This window comes from Streptomyces sp. NPDC093261 (assembly GCF_044753645.1).
Taxonomy (GTDB): domain Bacteria; phylum Actinomycetota; class Actinomycetes; order Streptomycetales; family Streptomycetaceae; genus Streptomyces.
In genome coordinates, this window is sequence record NZ_JBIVNO010000013.1 from 147,155 (window position 1) to 169,635 (window position 22,481).

Consider the following 22,481-nt stretch of genomic DNA (forward strand, 5'->3'; position numbering starts at 1 on the left):
GACCCCTGGCCCGCCCCGGGGCCCCGTGGCCCCGGCCCCCCCCCCCCCGGGGGGGGGGCCCCCCCCGGGGGGGGGGGGGGGGGCCCCCCCCCCCCCCCCCCCCCCGGGCCGGGGCCCCCCCCGCCCTGGTGTCCGGAGCCGAAGGGAGCCGCACCAGGGGCCGAACGGCACCGTGGACCACGCGGTCCGGACCCGTCCCGGTCTGGTCACCGTCCTGCTGCTCGTGGAGGCCGGCCGCCCGGCGCCTGAGCGCAGCGCCCGCGGGACCGGCCCGCACGGGCCGGCCGGGGCGACGCCGTACGGCCGTACGGGCACAGGCGTGAGCCGCGGCGTCACCCGACCGGCCGTCCCGGTCCCGACTCGGCGCACATCAGGACCCCGTGGTGCCCGTGCCCGGCGGATACTCGGCATGTCGTCGGGGCACGCGGGCCGGCCGGCACAGCGACGGAGGGTGTGAGCGCATGCGGACACCGGGCCGCATCGGGCAGGCCATGGAATTGCTCTGTGCCCGTGATCCGGGCTTGGCGGCGACCCGCCGCGCGGTGCGCACCGCGCTTGTGCTGCCCGCCCTGTTCGCCGTGTGCGGCCAGGTGCTCGGCTCGCCCGCCATGGCCACCTTCGCGGCGTTCGGTTCGTACTCGATGCTGCTGCTGGTGGAGTTCACCGGGCCGATGGTGCAGCGGCTGCGCGCCCACCTCGGCCTCGCGCTGGCCTGGCTGGTGCTCATCTGCCTCGGCACGCTGGCGGCCCACCACACCTGGCTCGCGATCACCGCGATGGTCGTCGTCGGCTTTCTGGTCCTCTTCTCCGGCGTGGTCAGCTCCGTGCTCGCGGGCGCCGCGACCGCGTTGCTGCTGGCCTTCATCGTCTCGGTGACCTGGCCCGCACCGGCATCACAGCTGCCCGAACGGCTCGCCGGAGCGGGCCTCGCGGCGGCGGCCGCCATGCTCGCGGTCTCCCTGCTGTGGCCCCGGCCGGCCGCGGACCCGCTGAGCGCACCCGCCGCGCGTGTCTGCCGCACGGCGGCGGCGTACTTGCGCCGGGACGCGCCACGGGCCGGCCCACCGGACACACCGAGCGACGCACGGAAGGCGCCGGGCACCGCCCCGGACACACGAGGCGACGCACGGGGGGCGCCCGGCACCGCCCCCGACACACCAGGCGACGCACGAAAGGCGCCCGGCACCGCCCCCGACACACCAGGCGACGCACGAAAGGCGCCCGGCACCGCCCCCGACACACCAGGCGACACACGAAAGGCGCCCGGCACGGACTCCCCGAGCGCCCCACCGGACCCGCCGGACGACGGATCCGAAGCGCCGGACAACGGCCCCGAAGCGCCCGACGACGGCCCCGAAGCGCCGGGCGACGGCCCCCGCCAGGGCACCGCGGACGAGACCGCCGTAGCGGCGTCCGAACTGCGCCGTGCCTTCGACGCCACCCCCTACCGGCCCACCGGGCTGAGCGCCGACTCCCGGGCCCTGGTCTGCCTGGTCGACGAACTGACCTGGCTCTGCGACATCGTGGCCGACAGCGCTCACCCGCCCCCGAGCGGCCCGGCCCCCGACCCCGACGTCCAGGCCGTGCGGCGGGCCGCCGCCCTGGTCCTGGACCGGTCGGCCGGCCTGCTGGAGGATCCGCACGGCCCCCCCGACGCGCTGCGCGCCGCCACGGCCGGTCTGCGCACGGCCATGGACGCCATGGAGCACAGCGCCACCACGCGGCTGCCCGTGCGCCCGTCGGCGCCCGGCGCCGAGGAGGAGTTCCGCTCCTGCCTCGGCATGCTGGATCTGTCGTTCCGCGCCCAGGAGCTGGGTTTCGCGACACTCCAGATCGCGGGCGACGTCGACCTGGCCGCGGCCGCCGGGCAGCGCGGCTGGCGGGAGCGTCTGCTCGGCCGCGAGCCCGGCACCTCCGTCTCACCGCTGGCGGCGGCCCGCGAGCGGGCCGCCGCCCACCTCCAGCCGCAGTCGGTCTGGCTGCACAACAGTCTGCGCGGCGCGCTGGGCCTCGGTCTGGCCGTCGCCCTCGCCCACGTGACGGGCGTTCAGCGCTCGTTCTGGGTGCTCCTCGGCACCCTGTCGGTGCTGCGCTCCAACGCGCTCAGCACCGGGCAGAAGGCGCTGCGCGCGCTGGGCGGCACGATCGCGGGTTCGCTCATCGGCTCCGGACTGCTGTATCTCTTCGGCCATCACGGGATCCTGCTGTGGGTGCTGCTCCCCCTCGCCATGCTGGTGACCGGCATCGCCCCTTCGGCGATCTCGTTCGCGGCGGGCCAGGCCGCCTTCACCATCGCCCTGGTCATCCTGTTCAACCTCGGCCACCAGCCGAACTGGCATGTCGCGCTGCTGCGGACCCAGGACATCGCCCTGGGCTGTGCGGTGAGCGTCGTGGTGGGCCTGTTGTTCTGGCCTCGTGGCGCCGCGGCCGCCATCGACCGCGCCCTCGCGGCGGCCTACACGGACAGCGCCCGCTATCTGTCCAGTGCGGTGAAGTACGCCGTCGGCCGGTGCGGACCCGGCACCGCACCGGCGGAGGACCCGCAGCGGGAGCGGCGTCAGGCGGCGGCCGCCGCCCGAAGGCTCGACGACGCCTTCCGCAGCTACCTCTCCGAACGCGGCCCGAAACCGGTGCCCCTCGCGCCCATGACGACCCTGGTCACGGGGGTGGTCGGACTGCGCCTCGCCGCGGACGCGGTGCTGGGGCTGTGGCAGGTCGAACGCCCCGCCGCGGCGGACCGCGCCGACGCCTGCCTCGTCCTGCGGGCCGCCGCCGACCGGGTCTCCGGCTGGTACGGGGAACTGGCCGCCTGCCTGGACCGGCGCGCCTCCGCCCCGGATCCGCTGCCGCGCAGTGCCGCGGCAGACGCGGGCCTGGTCGCGTCGATCCGCCGCGATCTGAGCGGCGCGCAGGAACAGGCCGCGGCCACGGCGGTCCGCATCGTGTGGACCGCCGACCACCTCGACGCCGCCCGCCGCCTCCAGCCCAACCTGGCGGACGCGGCGAGGACGGGTGCTCGGTCCTGACCGCCCCCGCACATGCCGGCGCTCATGACGCCGCTCGCCCCGGCCCCCTCCGAGAAACGAGCAGGGGATGCACAACGGTCGTAGGACATGACCGCTTCACCACTTGCGGCGCTCCGCGCGGTCGGAGGCCTTGACCAGCGAGGTCCGGGAGGCGACTGTGGCCGCAGGGATTGGATCAGCATGCGGGAGGCGCCGTGACCACTGCTTCAGAACCCCGGGTGTCGGGCCTCGAGATCCGGTCGATCGACTATGTCCCGCTGGACGAACGGCACGGCAAGCTGTGGCATCTCGGGCCGTTGTGGTTCATGTCGAACGCGCAGATCGCCACCCTCGCGGTGGGTCTGATCAGCATCACCGAGGGCGGCAACCTCCTGTGGTCGCTCGTCGCGATCGTGGCGGGCACCGTCATCGGCACCTTCTTCATGGCCTTCCACTCGGCCCAGGGCCCCCAGCTCGGCCTGCCCCAGATGATCCAGTCCCGGCCCCAGTTCGGCTATGTCGGGGCCCTGCTGGTGTGGCTCTTCGCCTATGTGCAGTACGCGGGGTTCAACGTCTTCAACACCATCCTCGCCGGCGACGCGCTGCACACCACGCTGCACGGCGGCGTCAAGCCGTGGGTGGTCGTCGTCACCCTGGTCGCCTTCGTGATCGCGCTCGTGGGCTACGACGTCATCCACCGGGCCGAGCGGATCCTGACGTACACCTTCCTGGTCGTCTTCGGGATCTTCACCGTGGGTGTCCTGGTCAATCTGCACTACCCGCCGGGCTCCTTCGACCTCGGCGGCTTCCGGTGGACGCCGTTCCTGGCCCAGTTCGGTGTGGTCGCCGGCTACCAGATCAGCTGGGCCATCTATGTCTCGGACTACTCGCGCTACCTCCCGCCGGACGTGACGGTCCGCAAGACCTTCTACTGGACCTACTTCGGCTCGGCACTCGGCGGCGTGTGGCTGATGACCCTCGGCACACTGCTCGCCGCCTGGGCGGGCAAGGACTTCGAGACGATCCGCTCGATCAAGGCCGCGGGCGACACGGTGTTCAGCGGCTTCGGTGCGATCGTGCTGCTGTTCGCCGCGCTGGGCCTGGTGTCCGTCACGGCGCTCAACATGTACGGCGGATCGCTCACGCTCATCAGCGGCATCGACTCGTTCAAGAGGGTGCGGCCGACGCTCGCCGTACGGCTGTTGACCCTCGGGCTCACCGCGGCGCTCTCCGTCGTCGGCGCGCTCGCCGCGACATCCCACTTCCTCCAGAACTTCAACAACTTCCTGCTGCTGGTGCTCTATCTGTTCATCCCCTGGACCTCGGTGAACCTCATGGACTACTACGTGGTGCGCCGCGGCCACTACGCCATCGCCGAGATCTTCAACCCCCGCGGGATATACGGGCGCTGGGGTCTGCACGGCATCGTCGCGTATCTGGTGGGGTTCGCCGTCATGGTGCCGTTCTTCTCCGTGGGCGATCTCTTCGTCGGGCCCGCCGCCCGCGCGCTCGGCGGAGCGGACATCTCGCTGTTCGTCGGGCTGCCGGTCGCCGCCCTGCTGTACTGGCTGCTGACCCGCTCGATCGACGTGGAGGCCGAACAGCGGCTGGCCGAGGCGGAGGCGCGGGAGCTGGAACAGGCGGCGCACGAGCACCGCGAACCCTGACCCGGAGCCGCCGCGGGGCTACGGGTCAGGCGTCGCCGCCGCGCCCCGCGCCCGGGAGCGCGGAAAACGGCGTGAGGTTGCGCGTCGAGGCGCAGGGGAGAAGGATCGATCCCTTGTGAGCCAACATTTCGATGTTCTTGTTCTGGGAGCGGGGCCCGGCGGCTACACCGCCGCGGTTCGCAGCGCGCAACTCGGCCTGTCCACGGCGGTGGTCGAGGAACGGTACTGGGGAGGCGTGTGCCTCAACGTGGGCTGCATCCCCTCCAAGGCCCTGCTGCACAACGCCGAGATGGTGCAGTTCGTCGCGAACGAGGCCAAGGCGTACGGGATCGGGATCGGTGGGGAGGTGTCCGTCGACTACGGGGCCGCTTACCAGCGCAGCCGCAAGGTCGCCGACGGCCGGGTCAAGGGCGTTCACTATCTGATGAAGAAGAACGCCATCACCCAGTTCGACGGGCGCGGCGCCTTCACCGACGACCACACCCTGGTGGTGACCCTCGCGGACGGCCACACCGAGACGGTGACGTTCGGCCACTGCGTTCTCGCCACCGGCGCGAGTCCCCGCCTGCTGCCCGGCACCGCTGTGTCGAAGCGGGTGGTGACCTTCGAGAGCCAGATCCTCAGCGAGACCCTGCCGGGCAGCATCGTCATCGCCGGCGCGGGCGCGATCGGCGTGGAGTTCGCCTATGTGCTGCGCAGCTACGGCGTCGAGGTGACCATCGTCGAGTTCCTGGACCGGATGGTCCCGCTGGAGGACGAGGAGATCTCCAGGGAACTGGCCAAGCACTACCGCAGGCTCGGCATCGAGGTCCTCACGGGTACCGCCGTCGAGAGCATCGACGACTCCGGTCCGCGGGTCCGCGTCACCGTCAACAAGGGCGGCGAGCGCCGCACGCTGGAGACGGACAAGGTGCTCCAGGCCATCGGTTTCGCCCCGAACGTCCAGGGCTACGGTCTGGAGAACACCGGGGTGCGCCTGACCGAGCGCGGCGCGGTGGATGTCGACGGGCGCTGCCGGACCAGTGTGCCGCATATCTTCGCGATCGGGGACGTCACCGCCAAGCTGATGCTCGCGCATGCCGCCGAGTCCATGGGAATCGTGGCTGCCGAGACCATTGCCGACGCGGAGACCATGGAGTTGGACTACACCATGATCCCGCGGGCGACCTACTGCCAGCCGCAAATAGCCAGCTTTGGCTGGACGGAGGCCCAGGCGCGCGAGCGGGGCTTCGACGTCAAGGTGGCCAAGTTCCCCTTCACCGCCAACGGCAAGGCCCACGGCCTGGGCCGGCCCGTCGGCTTTGTGAAGATCATCAGCGACGACACCCACGGCGAGCTGCTGGGCGCCCATCTCATCGGCCCCGAGGTCACCGAGCTGCTTCCGGAACTCACGCTGGCCCAGCGGTGGGACCTGACCGTCCACGAGGTGGCCCGCAACGTCCATGCGCACCCCACGCTCGGCGAGGCGGTCAAGGAGGCCGTCCACGGCCTGGCCGGCCACATGATCAACATGTAGGCACCTGCCGAGACCCGAGCCCGGCGGCCGTGTGCCGCCGGGCTTTGCCCTGCCCCGGGGCCGGTTACACGCCCCCGCAACCCACCCCGCGCGAGATCAAAGTGAACGGGGGTTTAGCATATGAGCGCCGCCTAGCTCGAAAGATAAACCTGTGACTGTCAACGACGACTCGTTCACCAACTGGAAGAACCGCGAGGAAACCGCGGAGTCGATGATCCCGATCATCGGGAAGCTGCACCGGGAGCGGGACGTCACGGTCCTGCTGCACAGCCGCTCCCTGGTGAACAAGTCGGTGGTCAGCATCCTCAAGACCCACCGGTTCGCCCGGCAGATCGCCGGTGAGGAACTCTCCGTCACCGAGACCATGCCGTTCCTCCAGGCCCTCACCGGTCTCGACCTCGGCCCGTCCCAGATCGACATCGGCATGCTCGCCGCGACGTACAGGAGCGACGACCGCGGTCTGTCGGTGGAGGAGTTCACCGCCGATGCCGTCATCGGCGCGACCGGCGCCAACAAGATCGAGCGCGGCGCGGGGCGCGATGTCGTCCTCTACGGGTTCGGCCGCATCGGACGCCTGGTCGCCCGCCTGCTCATCGAGAAGTCCGGCTCCGGCAACGGTCTGCGGCTGCGCGCCATCGTCGTGCGCGGGAGCGGCGGGCGGGCCGGCGAGGACCTCGTCAAGCGCGCCTCGCTGCTGCGCCGTGACTCCATCCACGGGCAGTTCCAGGGCACGATCACCGTCGACGAGGCGAACAGCGCGATCATCGCGAACGGCAACGAGATCAAGGTGATCCACGCCGACGACCCGGCCTCGGTCGACTACACGGCGTACGGCATCAAGGACGCCATCCTCATCGACAACACCGGCAAGTGGCGCGACCGCGAGGGCCTGTCGAGGCATCTGCGCCCCGGGATCGACAAGGTCGTCCTGACCGCGCCGGGCAAGGGCGACGTCCCCAACATCGTCCATGGCGTCAACCACGACACGCTCAAGCCCGTTGAGCGGATCCTGTCCTGCGCCTCGTGCACCACCAACGCGATCGTCCCGCCGCTGAAGGCGATGGACGACGAGTACGGTGTGTTGCGCGGCCATGTGGAGACCGTCCACTCGTTCACCAACGACCAGAACCTGCTGGACAATTACCACAAGTCCGACCGTCGTGGCCGGTCGGCGCCGCTCAACATGGTGATCACCGAGACCGGTGCCGCCTCCGCCGTCGCCAAGGCGCTGCCCGACCTCAAGGCGCGGATCACCGGCAGCTCGATCCGGGTCCCGGTGCCCGATGTGTCGATCGCGATCCTCAACCTTCAGCTCGCGCGGGAGACCACCCGCGAGGAGGTCCTCGACTACCTCCGCAAGGTGTCGCTGACGTCGCCGCTGAAGCGCCAGATCGACTTCATCACCGCCCCCGACGCGGTCTCCAGCGACTTCATCGGCTCGCGCCACGCCTCGATCGTCGACGCCGGCGCCACCAAGGTCGAGGGCGACAACGCGATCCTCTACCTGTGGTACGACAACGAGTTCGGCTACTCCTGCCAGGTCATCCGCGTCGTCCAGTACGTCTCCGGGGTGGAGTACCCGACCTACCCGGCGCCGGCGGTCTGATTCCGCCCGGCGGTGCGACCGGTGCCCCGGAAGGCGGGGCACCGGAGGACCGCCGCGTTCTGCCGCCCCCGCTTCGTCCCTCACGGCATGCGATGCTGGGAAGGGATCATGACGGGACACGGGAGAGAGTGCGGCGGAGTGCGCGTGGCAGGCCGGTCGGTTCGGGTGAAGGCGTGGGAACGCATCGCGGCGGCGGACCCCGGGCTGCTGCGGCTCACGGCCGGTCTGCGCACCACGTCCGCCATCGCGCTCACCCTCGCCGTCCTCGCCCTCCTGCGGTCCGACGTCTCCCATCTGGTGGCGGGGGCCATCGCGGCCATGGTCGCGACCTTCGCCATCCGCGAGAAGGAGCGGGCCCCGCAGGCCGTCACGCTCGCCCTGGGCCTCCCCGTGGCGCTGGCCTCGCTGTCGCTGAGCGCACTGCTGAACTCCCACCGGGTGGTCGGGGACCTCTTCTTCGTCGGGCTCATCTTCTGCGCCGTCTACAGCCGCCGGTTCGGCGACCGCGGCACGGCACTGGGACTGATCGGCTTCCAGGTCTACTTCCTCTCCCTCTTCGTCGGTGCGACCCTGCGGACGCTTCCCGGGCTCTACGTCGCGATCGTCGTCGCCTTCGGGTGCAGTGCCGTGGTGCGCTTCGCCCTGGTGCCCGAGACGCCCACGGGGATCCTGGACCGCTTGCGCCAGGCGTTCCGGGCCCGCTTCGCGCAGCTGATCACGGCACAGCTCGCCCTGCTCGACGCGGGGCCGGACGACCTCCAGAAGGTTCTCGACGAGGTGCGGCGCAGGACCGCGGCCCTGCACGAGACGGCCATGATGATCCAGGGGCGGCTGGAGGAGGGCACCTCCCACGAGTCGGTGGCCCGGCTTGTGCAGCGTCGTATCGCCGACGCCGAGATCGCCGCCGAGCGGCTGGGGCTGCTGCTGCTCACCGCGCGCGGCGCCGAGCGGGCCGACACGCTCACGCTGTACCTGCCCGGAGCCCCCGTGCCCTCGGGCCGGCCGCTGCCCGAGCAGGACGCGACGACCGCCGCCCTGCGCCGCGACCTCGAGGCGCTGCGCCTGCTCGTCCTGCGGCCCGTCGCACAGGCCTCCGGAACGGGGGTGTCCCTTGTGCGCAACCGCCTCCTCGGCTACCGCGAGGAGGACAACCTGCCGCCCGGCCCGGCCGTCGTCCAGGACGTCTTCCGCGGGATCGGCGAGGCGGCGCGCGCCGTCCTGGGGCTGCGGATCGCCCTCGACGGGCCCCAGGACGAGTCCGACGACACCCCCGCGACGGCCCGCTCGCGCGAGGAACTGGACGCGGAGGACGCCGCGATCGAGGGCAGCGAGGAGGCGGGCCGGCCTGAGGCGAAGGCCACCGGGCTTCAGCGCCCCACCACACGCGCCGCCGTGCAGGTGGCCGTGGGATCGGCGCTGGCCATCGTCGGCGGCGAGTTCCTCTCCAGCCAGCGGTGGTACTGGGCCGTGCTCACCTGCTGGATCGTGTTCATCAACACCGCGTCCACCGGGGAGATCCTGGTCAAGGGCTACCGCCGGCTGGTGGGCACCGTCCTCGGGGTGGTGGCGGGCATCGTGCTGGCCGGACTGGTCGGGCACCACACCTGGACGGCGTTCGGGCTTGTGCTGCTGTTCATCTTCGCGATGTTCTACACGGCGCCGCTGTCCTACACGCTGATGTCCTTCTTCGTCACCGCCATGCTGGGCCTGCTCTACACGCTTCTGCACACCTACACCGCCTCCGTGCTCCTGCTGCGCATCGAGGAGACGGCACTTGGGGTGGTCTGCGGAATCGTCGCGGCGGCGCTGGTGCTGCCGGTCCACACCGATCGCCGTACGAACGAACTCCTCACCACCACGCTGGCCCGGCTCGCCGAGGTCACCGAGGCCGCGGTCGGCCAGCTCAGCGGCGGGCCCCCGGTCAACCTGCTCGACCGGGCCCGCAATCTGGACCAGGCGCTGTCCGACCTGAGGTCCTCGACCCAGCCTGTGACGCATCCGATCACGCCGCTGCGGGCCCGGCGGGACACCGCCCGCCATATCGTCGCAATGCTGGAGACCTGCGCCTATCACGCGCGTTCCCTGGCGGCGACCGCCGAGCTGCTGCCCGAGCACCCTTCGATCGCGGCGGATCCCCGGCTGCGCGGGGCGGGCCGGCGTATCGTCCACAACATCGAGGCCATCGCCGCACATGTCTCCGACGAACACGCCGACGCCCAAATCGAGACCGGCCCCAGCCTCGCGTCCATCCTCAAGCCGGGCACCCTCGGGGCCCCGCGCTACGACCGCGTCACCGACCGGGTGTTGCGGCACCTCCAGCGCCTGGACGAGGCGGTTGCCGGACTGGCCCGCCCGCTGCACGTCCCCACACAGAAGCCGGCGGCATGACGGGGCGATCACCGGGGGCCGTTGGGCCGGCCCGGCCGCCGCACGGGTCACACGGGATGGTCTCCTGGCTCACGGGCGAGTCCCGGCGCAGACCCTGACGGTCGTGTGCTCCCGGCCTGTTCCGACGGTCGTGTGCTCCCGGCCTGTCCTGACGGGCGGGAGCACATGGGCCCCTACCGGGCCGCGCTCCGGCAGCGGTGTGCCGGAGCGGGCGTACCCGGCCCGCTCAGCACGCCGAGCGGACCGCGCGCAGGATCAGCTCGGTGACGGGCCCGTCCAAGGCAAGAACGCTGCACAGGGGGCATCGCGCTGGAGCACGGGGTCCGGGGGCGCTCGGGGCGGCCGTTCCGGTCACTCCCAGCAGCCGCGCCGTCATGGAGTGCACTCGTCCTGCCGTTCCCGGGACGGGAGGGGGTGGAGGGACGCCTGAGCGGGAAGGTATGAAACATGCAAGAACGGGATTGTGCGGGCAGCACCCGACATCGACCCGCCCGGCGGCGCCGTAGCGCCGTGAACGGTGGCGGGGACGGAGACGGGAAGGTGCCATGATCACCCATCCGTCGTACGGTGCGGAGCCCTGGTGCGTCCGCGAGACCGGGCTGGACCTGGACGTCCTGGCACAGAGCGAATCGGTCTTCGCCCTGTCCAACGGACATATCGGATGGCGCGGCAACCTGGAGGAGGGCGAGCCGGTCGGGCTGCCCGGCTGCTACCTCAACGGCGTCCATGAGGTGCATCCCTTGCCCTACGCCGAGGCCGGATACGGCTACCCGGAGTCCGGCCAGACGGTCATCAACGTCACCGACGGCAAGCTCATCCGCCTCCTGGTCGACGACGAGCAGGCGGACTTCCGCTACGGGCATGTCCGCTCCCACGAACGGGTGCTGGATCTGCGCCACGGAGTGCTCCGCCGGGAGTGCGAGTGGGTCTCACCGGTGGGCAAGGCCGTCCGTCTGCGCTCCACCCGTCTGGTCTCCTTCACCCATCGGGCCATCGCGGCCATCGTCTACGAGGTGGAGCCGCTGGACGAGGAGGTGGGCATCGTCATCCAGTCCGAACTCGTCGCCAACGAGCCCATGCCGCAGCCCAGCGCCGACCCGCGGGTCGCCGCGGCCCTGAAGTCCCCGCTGCGGCCGGAGGAGCACCATGCCGAGGGGATGCGGCTACGGCTGATCCACCGCACCGAGCGGAGCGGTCTGCGGATCGCGGCCGCCGCCGACCACGTCGTGCAGGGCCCGGCCGCCACCCGGACCACCAGCGAGAGCTCGGAGGACGTCGCCCGGCTCACCGTCATCACCGAACTCAGGCCCGGCGAGAAACTCCGGCTGGAGAAGCTGGTCTCCTACGCCTGGTCCGGGCTGCGTTCGCTGACGGCCCTGCGGGACCAGGCGGAGGCCGCCCTCGCCGAGGCGGGCAACACCGGCTGGCAGGGCCTCCTCGACGAACAGCGGGCCGTCCTCGACGACTTCTGGCTCCATGCCGACGTGGAAGTGGACGGTGACGCGGAGATCCAGCAGGCCGTCCGCTTCGCGCTCTTCCATGTGCTCCAGGCGGCCGCCCGGGCCGAGCAGCGGGCCATCCCGGCCAAGGGTCTGACGGGCTCCGGATACGACGGGCACTCCTTCTGGGACACCGAGATCTATGTGCTGCCCCTGCTCACCTTCACCCATCCGCGCAGCGTCACCGCGGCACTGCGCTGGCGGCAGAACACCCTGCCCGCGGCGCGCGCCCGCGCCCGCCAACTCGGCCTGAACGGCGCGGCGTTCCCCTGGCGCACCATCGACGGCGCGGAATGCTCCGGCTACTGGCCGGCCGGTACCGCCGCGTTCCACATCAATGCCGACATCGCCCATGCCGTCCTGCGCTATGTCGCGGTCACCGGCGACGAGGACTTCGAGCGGGACACCGGTGTGGAACTGCTCGTGGAGAGCGCCCGGTTGTGGCACTCCCTCGGTTACCACGACCCCGGCAGCCGCTTCCATATCGACGGTGTCACCGGACCCGACGAGTACAGCGCGCTCGCGGACGACAACACCTACACCAACCTCATGGCCCAGGACAATCTGCGGGCCGCCGCCGAAGCCGTCGAACGTCATCCCCGCCAGGCCGCCGCGCTCGGCGTGACCGAGGAGGAGACCACGGCGTGGCGCAACGCGGCCGACGCGATGAGCGTGCCGTACAACAGCGCGCTGGGCATCCACGAGCAGGCCGCGGACTTCACCCGCCACCAGGTCTGGGACTTCTCCCGCACCCGGCCCGAGGACTACCCGCTGCTGCTGCACTTTCCGTACCTCGAGCTCTACCGGAAGCAGGTGGTCAAACAGGCGGACCTCGTACTGGCGATGTATCTGCGCAGCGACGCCTTCGACGAGGGACACAAGGCCCGGAACTTCGCCTACTACGATCCGCTCACCGTCCGTGACTCGTCCCTGTCAGCCTGCATCCAGGCCGTGATCGCCGCCGAGGTCGGCCAGTTGCGCCTGGCCTACGAGTACCTGGGCGAGGCGGCGCTGATGGATCTGGACGACCTGGAGAGGAACTCCCGCGACGGGCTGCACATCGCGTCGCTGGCGGGCTCCTGGATCGCGCTGGTCGCCGGCTTCGGCGGAATGCGCCACCACAGGGAAACCCTGTCCTTCACACCCCGGCTGCCCGCGGACCTGAACCGGCTCGCCTTCGCGGTCCGGTTCCGCGGGCGGTGCCTGCGGGTGGCGATCACCGAGTCCCAGGCCACGTACACCCTCATACACGGCGAAAGCATTCCGATCAGCCACTACGGGGAGCCGGTGACGCTCACCCCCGGCACCCCCCAAAGCCGGCCCGTCAAGCCGCCGCCCCCTCTGCCGGCCACCGCCCAGCCACCCGGCCGCCGCCCCGAGCGCCCCCGCTGACCGCCCACCGAGTACGCGCGGGCCGCAACCCGGGTGTATGCAGGAGATATGCGCCTCCAGCCCCGCGGAGGTGTCGGTTGGTCGTCCCAGCCGAACCGGGGACTCGTAGCCGTCCCGGTCGTGCTCATCCTGGCGATCACGCTCGCCGACATCCTTGCGCCCCAGAGCATCCACCTCGGCCCGCTGCTCGTGGTCGCTCCGGCGCTCACCGCCTCCTTCGGCGGCTCCCGGCTCACGGCCCTGATCGGGGCCCTCGCCGTGGCGGCGCTGGTGGCGATCTCCGTGATCCGCACCAGCATCTTCACCTCCAACCACGAGAGCCAGCTCCTCGCGCTCATCGTGATCTGCGCCTTCACCGTGGTGTTCTGCCGCCTGCGGGAGCGGCACACCGCGGAGCTGAGACAGGTGCGGTCGGTGGCCGAGGCCGCACAGCAGGTCGTCCTGCACCCCCTGCCCGACCGGATGGGCTCGCTGCGCATCGCCAGTGCCTACCGGGCCGCCACGGACCAGGCCCGCATCGGCGGCGACCTGTACGCGGCCGTGCGCACCGCGACCGGGACCCGTCTGCTCCTCGGAGACGTCCGCGGCAAGGGGTTGCCCGCCATCGAGGAGGCATCCCTCGTGCTGGGCGCGTTCCGCAGCGCGGCCCACCGCGAGCCGACGCTCCGCTCGCTGAGCAGGGAGCTGGACGCCATCGTGATCTGGAGCCGATGCGAGCCGGGCAAGGACTGCTCCGACACGGAGGAGTCCTTCATCACGGCCGTCCTGGTCGACATCCCGGACGACGCGCCCGTACTCCATGTCCTGAACTGCGGACACCCGCCGCCGATCCGGCTGCACGACGCGCGTGTCATCGTGCTGGCACCCCGGCAGTACACGACTCCCCTCGGCATGGGTCTGCCCCAGGCCCCGGAGGGAGGCGTGGACACCTTCGCCTTCGAACCCGGCGACACGCTGGTGCTCTACACCGACGGTGTCACCGAGGCGCGCGACCGGGCGGGCTGCTTCTATCCCCTCGCCGAGCGACTCGCGGCCTGGCCGGACACGGAGACCCCCGAGGGGCTGATCGACCGTCTCCGCGACGACCTCGTCGCGTTCTGCGAAGGAACCTTCGCCGACGACGCCGCCGCGGTCGTGGTGCGCCGTGAGCCCGTCACCGGGGAACCCGCGCAGCGGGGGGACAAGGCCGGCCGGCCCGCCCGCCGCCCTGCCGTCGTCCATCGGTCCCTGTAGGCCTCCCGCCCCGCGCCCGCCCCACGCGCCCGGCGCCCAGCGGCCGCGATCGGTGTGCGGTCCCTTCGGCTGCCGGACACCGTGCCGTCACACCGAGCGGGAAGGTTTCCGCCGTCCCCTGCCTCGCCCCCTGTCCGTCCGCCGTGTGCCAGGCGGATGTGACGCGGAAGGACGACGTGCGCCATGTCCCTGCTCCCGCCCGCCGATCTCCGGGCGCCGGCCGCCCTCGTGCGTTCCCCCTCCGCCGCACGCCTGGCCCGCCGGGTACTGAGCCTGCTCCCGCTCCTGCTGCTGGGAGTATGGGCGGCGGCCGACTGGGATGCCGTGCGCGACGGCACCGCCCGGCTGGCCTCCGCCGACCCCCGATGGCTGCCGGCCGCGCTCTTCTTCACCTGCCTGGGCTGGGTGAACGCCGCCTGGGTCCGCCAGGGCGCCCTGCCGGAGAGGCTTCCGGCGGGACCGCTGCTGGCCTCGCAGTTCGCCGCCGGCGCCGCGAACCACGTACTCCCGGCGAGCATCGGCGCCCATGCCGTCACTCTGCGCTTTCTCCAGGGCCACGGCATCCCCCTCGCACGGGCCACCGCCTCGCTCGCCCTGTTCTCGCTGGCCAAGCCGATCGCGAAGACCGTGGTGCTCCTTGCCTTCCCGGCGTTCTTCCCGGGCGTGCTGAGGCTCGGTCACCTCGTCCCGGGCCGAAGGACGTTGATTGTGGGGGCCGGGGCTGTGGGCATGGGTGCCGCCGCGATCTGCGTGCTTCTGGCGGTGGTACGTCCGCTACGGCACCCGGTGCTCGGTTTCGTCCGCACCGCCTTGACCGACGCTCGGATTCTGCACACCCGGCCCAGCCGTGTGCTCGCCCTGTGGGGCGGGTCGGCGGCCGGCCCGGTGCTCCAGGCGGGCGTGATCGCCTCGGTCGGGTCCGCGCTCGGTCTCCAACTGTCCTGGGCCCAGGTGGTGTTCGCGTTCCTCGCCGCGAGCACGGCAGCCGGGGCCGTGCCCGCCCCCGGCGGGATCGGTCCCGTGGACGCGGCGCTGGTGTTCGCCCTGGTCGGCTACGGCGCGCCGATGGACGCGGCCACGGCCACCGCCATCGGCTTCCGCGTGCTGACGGTCTGGCTCCCTCTCCTGCCCGGCATGCTCGTGCTCACGGCCCTGGTCCACCGCAAGGTGCTGTGAGCACGCCGGAACGGCGGCGCGAGATGCCCTTGGTACGGCGAGACGCGACCGCGGCCCTCACCGCCGCCGCGGTCGCTACCCTGTCACCTTGATGCGCTGGAAGAAGGCGGGCCGGTTTCGCGGGTCGTGGCCGTCGGCGGCCTTCGGTGCCGTACCGCTGCTGCCGAGCCACAACGCGGCGCCGCCCGGCGGAATGGTGAAGTCCTCCCCGGAGTACCGGGGCCCCAACTCCCTTCCCGTGTCCGCGAATTGCCCCTTGGCTGGAGGCTTCAGAGGATAGAGTTCCGGAGCCGAATCATGACAGGGGGAAATCCTTGACATCGAACAGCTCCCAGCCGAATTACCGGGGCAAGGAGACGACCGGACGGATTTCACGGCGCGCGCTGCTGCGCAGCGGAAGTGCCGCGGGACTCGGGGTTCTGATGCCGGTCGCCGGAAACGCGGATCTCGCTCTCGGCGCGACCGCCCCGGATGTCATCGCCCGCGAAAGCGCCAATCTCGCCGTCTCCCTCTCCCCCGACGGCCGCACCCTCGCCCTCGACGCGCTCAACGCGATCTGGCTGCTCCCCGTGACCGGCGGCACGGCGCGCCGGCTCACCGAGGACGCGCAGGACGCCACACAGCCGCACTGGGCGCCGGACGGTCGGAGCCTGGTGTTCCAGTCGTTCCGCGAGGGGGCGTACGACCTGTGGCGGATCGGCGCCGACGGCGCGGGGCTGCGACGGCTCACCGACGGGGCGGGGTACGACCAGGAGCCGAAGTTCTCACCGGACGGGCGGCTGGTGGCGTTCGCCTCCGACCGCGGCAACGCCGGGCGCATCTGGGTGCTGGACACCGGGACCGGCGAGACCCGCCCGCTGACGCAGGGCGACCGCGATGTCGCCATGCCCACCTGGTCACCCGACGGACTCCGCGTCGCGTACGTCGCCGACGGCCAGGCGATCGAGGCCGTCGACGTCCGCTCGGGCGTGGTCGAGACCCTGCTGACCGGGGCCGCGGACGCGGTCCTTTACGCACCGTCGTTCAGCCCCGACGGCCACCGCCTGGCCCATGTGCGGGTGACCGGCCCCCGCGCCGAACTCATGCTGGACGACAAGGCGTTGACCGACGGGGAGGACGTGTTCCCGCTGGCGCCCTGCTGGCTCAGCGCCGACGAGCTTCTGTACACCGCCGGCGGCCGCATCCGCCGCCGCACGCTGGACGGAGCGAGGACGGACATCCCGTTCAGCGCCGGGGTGAGCCTCGCGCGGCCGGCCCCGTACCCGCGCCGCAGCCCGGACATCGCCTCCGAGGGGCCGCAGGACGTCCTCGGCATCGCCGACCCGGCGCTGTCGCCCGACGGACGCGCCATCGCCTTCCGCGCGCTCAACGCGCTGTGGGTGCTGCGCGACGGCGAGCGCCCGCGCCGTATCGTGAGCGACGGCTACTGGAACGCCTCCCCCCACTGGTCGCCCGACGGCCGTTCCCTGGTCTACGCGAGCGACCGCGCCGGCACCGCGAACCTCTGGCGCCACGACCTCGCCACCGGTACCCGCGAGCGGCTCACCGACCTGCCGAACGCTCAGCTCTCGCCGCGCTGGTCGCCCGACGGGACCCGCATCGCCTACCAGGACGAGGGCGGAGCCACCTGGGTGCTGACCATCGCCGACGGCTCGGTCACCAAGGTGGTCGAGGAGCTCTACCAGCCCGGTCCCCCGGCCTGGTCGCCGGACGGCAGGCTGATCGCCCTGGCCGCGGTCGCGCCGTACTCCCGGCGCGACAGCAACGGACACAACCAGATCCTCACCGTCGACCTGGGTACTCACGAGGTGCGCTACCAGGCCGTCGCGCCGGACCGTTCGCTGTCCACCCGCAGCGGTGACGGCCCGTTGTGGACGCCGGACGGCCGGCATCTGATCGTGGGCATGGAGAGCCTCGCCTGGCGGGTGCCGGTGGACACCGACGGGCGGATCTCGGGCGAGCCGGAGCAACTGACCAACGAGACCACCGACTCACTGTCGGTCGACGCCCGCGGCACCACCCTGCTCTACCTGTCCAACGGGCGTCTGCGCACCGTGGGGCTCGACGGCTCCGGCGCGCGCACCGTGCCCACGCGGCTGACCTGGACCCGCCGCCCCGCACCCGCCGGACGGACCGTCGTACGGGCCGGGGCGCTGTGGGACGGCACCCGCGGCGAGCTGCGCCACGACATGGACGTCGTCGTCGACGACGGGTGGATCACCGAGGTGGCGAGACGTGGCTCCGTGCACGGCGACCGGGTCGTCGACGCGTCCGGGCTGACGGTCCTGCCCGGACTGATCGACACCCACAACCACTGGCACTGGCACGGCCCCCAGTGGGGTGACCGGCAGGGGCGGGCCTGGCTGGCGTACGGCGTGACCACCAGCCGGACCCCGGGTGATCCCGCGTACCAGATGGTGGAGAACCGGGAGGCGCTGGCGGCGGGCACCCGCGTGGGGCCGCGGTACTTCGGCTCCGGAGAGGGGTTCGAGGGCACCCGCGGGCGGCACCGTGTGATGCGTCCGGTCTTCTCGCGCGCCCAGCTCGACCGCGACCTGGAGCGGGCCTTCGCGCTCCGCTACGACCTGCTGAAGTCGTACATCAGATTACCGCTCGGCCTCGAACGCGAGGTGGTCAGGCGCGGCCACGCGGCCGGTGTGCCGGTCACCTCCCACTACCTCTACCCGGCGGCCCGCACGGGCCTCGACGGGATGGAGCACACCGGCGGCGGGAACCGGCTCGGCTACTCGCGCACGTTGAGCTTCGCCGCCGGGCGGACCTTCCAGGACTCCGTGGACCTGCTCGCCACGAGCGGTATGTGGATCTCCACCACCACGCTGTTCGCAACGGAACTGCTGGCCGACGACCGGTCGTTGGTCGAGGACGAACGCACCCGGGTGCTGTTCCCGGACTGGGAGTACGCGCGGCTGCGGCAGAAGGCGGACACCGCCGAGTCGGGCCCGGATGCCGAGCTCAACCACGCCTGGACGGTGGGCGACTGCGACATGCTGCTGCGGGTGCACCGGGCCGGCGGGCTGGTCGTGGCGGGCACGGACGCGGCGCTGGACGACATCGGCATCAGCATCCACCAGAACCTCCGGGCCCTGGTCAAGTACGGGTTCGCGCCCTGGGAGGCGCTCACCACCGCGACCGGGAACGCCGCCCGCTGTCTGGGCCTCGGCGACCGGCTGGGCGCCGTCGCCCCCGGATTCCTCGCCGATCTGGTGTGCGTGGCGGGCGATCCGCTGCGTGACATCGCGGCCGCCGCGGCCGTACGCCAGGTGATGGTCGGGGGCAGGACGCACACCGTACCGGAGCTGCTGGAACCGTTCCGCCGTCCCGCGGCGGCCACGGAGCGCACCGCGCACCCCCACCGGGTACGGGCCGCGGCACCCTCCGCACGCCATGACGCCCACCACTACTGGCACGAGGCCGAGTGGCGGCACCAGGGGTGCTGCCGGTAGGGAGTGAACCTGCGAGTCACAAAGCGTCCGGGCGGGGTTCAGTCCCGCCCGGACGCATGAAGAGCACTCGGAATTCCCTTGCCACGTAGAATCAGTTGACCTGACGCTCCCGGCCCTCCCAGAAACCCCGGCGCAGTTCGCGTCGGAGGATTTTTCCGCTGGGATTCCGGGGGACGCGATCGATGAATTCGTATCCGCTCGGGGACTTGAAATCCGCGATGCGATCCTGGAGGAAGAGCTTCAGTTCCCGCGGTTTCACCGTCGTCCCGGGACGCAGGACGACGAAGGCGCGCACGGCCTCACCCCAGCGTTCGTCCGGTACGCCGATCACCGCTGCCTCGGCCACCGAAGGATGGGCGCACAGGGCGTTCTCCACCTCGGCCGGGTAGACGTTCTCGCCGGCCACGATGATGGTGTCCTTGATGCGGTCGTGGACGTAGACGTAGCCGTCCTCGTCGAGGTAGCCGGCGTCGCCGGTGCGCAGCCAGCCGTCGACGAGGGTCTCGTCGGTCGCCTCCTTCAGGCCCCAGTACTCCAGCATCACCGCGGGCGTGCGCAGCCGGATCTCCCCGACCTCGCCCGCCGCCAGCACGGTGCCGTCGTCGCCGGTCACCGCGACCTCGATGCCGGGATAGGGCCGGCCGGCCGCACGCAGACGGGGGCTGCCGGGCACATGGTCGGCAGGCGGCAGGCACAAGGCGGTGTTGCCGCTCTCGGTGAGCCCGTACAGCTGCGCCAGATCGCAGCGCAGGGTCTCGATGCACCGCAGCAGCAGCGACTCGGAGATCGGGGAGCCGCCGTAGGTGACCTTGCGCAGGGAGTCGAAGTCCTCGGGGCCGACGCCCGGTTCGGCCAGCATCATCTGGAGCATCGCGGGTACCGCGAGGGTCGTGGTGACGCCCAGCTCGCGGATCAGCCGTACCGCGTCGTGGGCCGTGAACATCCGCATGGCCACGCTCTTCACGCCGGCGTTGAAGGCCTGCATGGCCCACCAGATACCGGCGACATGGAAGCCGGGGATGCTGATGAGGCTCACGTCCCCCGGGTGCCAGTCGATCCAGTCGAGGCCGTGCTCGGCCAGCAGGTCGCGGATGGCGAAGAAGCTGCGATGGGCGAGGACGACCCCCTTCGGCAGACCCGTCGTACCGCTGGTGTAGAGCTGGACCACCGGGTCGTCCGGGGTTGCCTCGACCGTGAGATCGTCCTCCGGGTACGCCGCCCGCCACTCCTGGAATCCGAGGCCGCTGTCCTGGCATCCGTCCAGGGCTACGACCACGGGCCCGGACGGCAGCCGCGCACGGGACCGCTCGGCCATGTCGGCGTACTCGCGCTCCACGAAGACCAGTTCCGCCTGGGAGTCGCCCAGGATGTGGTCGACCTCGCCCGGGGTGAGGCGCCAGTTGATCGGAACGAGGACGGCGCCGGTCTTGGCGCAGGCGAAGAAGATCTCGTAGTAGCGCTCCGACTCCTTGCCGAGGTAGGCGACGCGCGAGCCGCGGCCGATCCCGGCGGCGGCGAGGGCGCGGGCCGAGCGGTTGCTGTCGCGGTGCAGCCGCTCGTAGGTGACATCCCGGCCCTCGCACACCAGGGCCACCTGCTGCGGCTGCCGCGCCGCGTGGAACGCCACGGTGTCCACGGCGGTCCGCAGATTCGGATAGTGCGTACGGGCAGTCATACGGGCAGTCCCCTTTCTCGACGGTCAGGTCCAGTCGTGGTGGTCGGGCCAGAAGCGCCGGCCGGTCAGCGCGGGGCCGGGCAGCCTCAGCAGCGGGGGCCGCGGGCCGTCCTCGGGCCACAGCGCCGGAAGGTCGGGCGGCTCTCCGGCAATGTGGCGCCGCGCGAGCCGGGCCAGCAGGAGGGTGCGCTCCGATCCGTCCGGGGGCGGCGGGGCGGCGGCGCGGGCCCCCTCCGCCACCACGGCCAGCTCCCGCAGCAGGCCGGCCCGGTCGTGCACCACCGCCGCGTAGCGGACCGCCAGATGGTCCCGTGCCTCGGCGAGGGTGCGGCACACCGCGGCCGGACTCCAGTCGGTGCTCTCGCGCAGCCGGTGGTGCAGCCGCCGGGCCGTGCCGGCGAGGGCCGGTTCGTTGTGCCCGGACAGCAGCAGCAGCCACGGCCCGGGGAGCGCCGGCTCCCCGGTGGTGCGCTCGGGGGCGCTCTCCAGGACGACGTGCGCGTTGGTCCCGCAGAAGCCGAAGCCGCTCACCCCGGCGCGCCGCACGTCCCCCGCCGGCCAGGGCAGGGGTTTGGCGGCGAGCCTCAGCGCGGTGCGCTGCCAGGGGACGTCCGGGTCGAGGTCGTCCTCGCCGGGCTGCGGCGGCAGTTCGGCGTGGTCGAGCGCGAGCGCGGTCTTCATCAGCCCGGGGCCGCCGGAGGCGGTCTCGAGATATCCGATGTTCGCCTTGACCGACCCGATGTACAGCGGCGGCGCGTCCGGGGAGAGCCGCTCGTAGGCCTCGGCGATCGACTCGGCCTCGATCTGACCGCCGAGGCGGGAGCCGTTCGCCTGGGCCTCGACGTACTGCACGTCGGCGGGTGACACCCCGGCGTCACGCAGCGCTCGTTCGATCACCGCCTTCTGCCCGCGGGCCGAGGCGACGGACATGCTCGGCCGGTCGCCCTGCGCGTGCACCGCGCTGCCCCGCACCAGCGCGTACGCCGGGCGGCCCGCGGTGACGGCGTCCGCGTACCGCTCGAGGACGACGACGCCGCATCCCTCGCCGCGCACATGCCCGTCGGCTCGGCGGGTGAAGGGCCGGCTGCGGCCGCTGGGGGACAGCATCCCGGCGCGGTCGAGGATGCCCGTGCTGAACGGCGACAGCAGCAGGTTGGCGGTGCCCACCAGCGCGATGTCGCACTCCCGCCGCCGCAGGGCCTGCGTGGCCAGGTGCACGGCGGTGAGCATCGACGAGGAGGCCGTGTCGACGCTGATCGCCGGCCCGGCCACCCCCAGCGCCAGGGCGATCCGTCCGGAGAAGGCGCTCGGGGAACTGCCGGTGCTCATGTGCGGGGACAGCGCGCCGTCCGGAAGCCCGCCGCGCAGCCAGGCGTGCGGGTACTCCACCGGCCCGGCGCCGGCGAAGACGCCGACGCGCGAGCGGCGCAGCCGCTCCCGGGTGACGCCCGCGTCCGCGAGGGCCTGCACGGTGACCTCCAGCAGCAGCCGCTGCTGCGGGTCCATGTGCAGCGCCTCCTGCTCGGGGATGCCGAAGTAGGCGGCGTCGAACAGGTCCACGTCGCGCAGGTACGCGCCCTGGCGCAGCCGGTCGGCCAGCGGCACCAGGTCGGGCGCGTCGAGGTTCCAGCGCGGGCGGCCGAGACTGTCGCTCGGCACACCGGCGGACTCGGTCGCCAGGACGTGCCCCTCGCGCAGGGCGGTCCACAGGGACCGGGGCTCGTCGATGCCGCCGGGGAGCCGGCAGCCCATGCCGACGACCGCGATCCCCTGGGTCTGCTCCTGGTGCTGCCGGGCCAGCATCACCATGAGCTGCTTCCTGGACAGCGATTCCAGATAGTCGATGTAGCTCGTCACGTT

At 72.1% G+C, this 22,481-nt stretch carries 12 protein-coding genes; 9 read left to right on the forward strand and 3 right to left on the reverse strand.

The features are described 5' to 3' along the window. The first annotated feature begins 461 nt into the window (after positions 1 to 461). The 8 genes from ACIP94_RS25690 to ACIP94_RS25725 all read left to right on the forward strand — a co-directional run bounded on the left by ACIP94_RS25690 (position 462) and on the right by ACIP94_RS25725 (position 15,482). A complete protein-coding gene (locus ACIP94_RS25690; protein ID WP_402430084.1) occupies positions 462 to 3,026 on the forward strand; it encodes an FUSC family protein in 2,565 nt (854 codons plus the stop codon). A gap of 194 nt (positions 3,027 to 3,220) precedes the next feature. Beyond that, positions 3,221 to 4,672, forward strand: coding sequence for a purine-cytosine permease family protein (locus tag ACIP94_RS25695; RefSeq protein ID WP_402430088.1), 1,452 nt, complete (start codon positions 3,221 to 3,223; stop codon positions 4,670 to 4,672). Positions 4,673 to 4,787: 115 nt separating this feature from the next. Next, a complete protein-coding gene (gene lpdA, locus ACIP94_RS25700) occupies positions 4,788 to 6,188 on the forward strand; it encodes a dihydrolipoyl dehydrogenase (protein WP_402430092.1) in 1,401 nt (466 codons plus the stop codon). Positions 6,189 to 6,339: 151 nt separating this feature from the next. Next, positions 6,340 to 7,794, forward strand: a complete 1,455-nt coding sequence (locus ACIP94_RS25705) for a glyceraldehyde-3-phosphate dehydrogenase (RefSeq protein WP_402430095.1) — start codon at positions 6,340 to 6,342, stop codon at positions 7,792 to 7,794. A gap of 138 nt (positions 7,795 to 7,932) precedes the next feature. After that, positions 7,933 to 10,182 carry an FUSC family protein gene (locus ACIP94_RS25710; RefSeq protein ID WP_402430277.1) on the forward strand — a complete coding sequence of 750 codons (2,250 nt, stop codon included), beginning with the start codon at positions 7,933 to 7,935 and terminating at the stop codon, positions 10,180 to 10,182. A 545-nt stretch (positions 10,183 to 10,727) separates the two neighbouring features. Beyond that, positions 10,728 to 13,073 carry a glycoside hydrolase family 65 protein gene (locus tag ACIP94_RS25715; RefSeq protein WP_402430098.1) on the forward strand — a complete coding sequence of 782 codons (2,346 nt, stop codon included), beginning with the start codon at positions 10,728 to 10,730 and terminating at the stop codon, positions 13,071 to 13,073. 48 nt (positions 13,074 to 13,121) lie between these two features. Continuing rightward, positions 13,122 to 14,306 (forward strand): PP2C family protein-serine/threonine phosphatase, encoded by a 1,185-nt coding sequence (locus ACIP94_RS25720; RefSeq protein ID WP_402430101.1) that lies wholly within the window; start codon positions 13,122 to 13,124, stop codon positions 14,304 to 14,306. A gap of 183 nt (positions 14,307 to 14,489) precedes the next feature. After that, positions 14,490 to 15,482 (forward strand): YbhN family protein, encoded by a 993-nt coding sequence (locus tag ACIP94_RS25725; protein ID WP_402430104.1) that lies wholly within the window; start codon positions 14,490 to 14,492, stop codon positions 15,480 to 15,482. 75 nt (positions 15,483 to 15,557) lie between these two features. On the opposite strand, the gene ACIP94_RS25730 is transcribed toward ACIP94_RS25725, so the two are convergent. Next, positions 15,558 to 15,710 (reverse strand): hypothetical protein, encoded by a 153-nt coding sequence (locus ACIP94_RS25730; RefSeq protein WP_402430107.1) that lies wholly within the window; start codon positions 15,708 to 15,710, stop codon positions 15,558 to 15,560. An 86-nt stretch (positions 15,711 to 15,796) separates the two neighbouring features. On the opposite strand from ACIP94_RS25730, the gene ACIP94_RS25735 reads away from it, so the two are divergent. Further along, the gene (locus ACIP94_RS25735) at positions 15,797 to 18,946 is read left to right on the forward strand and encodes an amidohydrolase family protein (RefSeq protein WP_402430110.1); all 3,150 of its coding nucleotides are present in this window, start codon (positions 15,797 to 15,799) and stop codon (positions 18,944 to 18,946) included. A 91-nt stretch (positions 18,947 to 19,037) separates the two neighbouring features. Here the strand turns inward: ACIP94_RS25735 and ACIP94_RS25740 are convergent, their stop codons facing one another. Further along, positions 19,038 to 20,621: a fatty acid--CoA ligase gene (locus ACIP94_RS25740; protein WP_402430114.1), complete on the reverse strand. Its 1,584-nt coding sequence runs from the start codon at positions 20,619 to 20,621 to the stop codon at positions 19,038 to 19,040. A gap of 24 nt (positions 20,622 to 20,645) precedes the next feature. Continuing rightward, the gene (locus tag ACIP94_RS25745) at positions 20,646 to 22,478 is read right to left on the reverse strand and encodes a beta-ketoacyl synthase N-terminal-like domain-containing protein (protein WP_402430117.1); all 1,833 of its coding nucleotides are present in this window, start codon (positions 22,476 to 22,478) and stop codon (positions 20,646 to 20,648) included. Positions 22,479 to 22,481 lie beyond the last annotated feature (3 nt).

Coding starts and splice junctions, on each gene's coding strand:
- ACIP94_RS25720 (WP_402430101.1), top strand. CDS start 13,122: ATGCGCCTCCAGCCCCGCGGAGGTGTCGGTTGGTCGTCCCAGCCGAAC.
- ACIP94_RS25715 (WP_402430098.1), top strand. CDS start 10,728: ATGATCACCCATCCGTCGTACGGTGCGGAGCCCTGGTGCGTCCGCGAG.
- ACIP94_RS25740 (WP_402430114.1), bottom strand. CDS start 20,621: ATGACTGCCCGTACGCACTATCCGAATCTGCGGACCGCCGTGGACACC.
- ACIP94_RS25690 (WP_402430084.1), top strand. CDS start 462: ATGCGGACACCGGGCCGCATCGGGCAGGCCATGGAATTGCTCTGTGCC.
- ACIP94_RS25725 (WP_402430104.1), top strand. CDS start 14,490: ATGTCCCTGCTCCCGCCCGCCGATCTCCGGGCGCCGGCCGCCCTCGTG.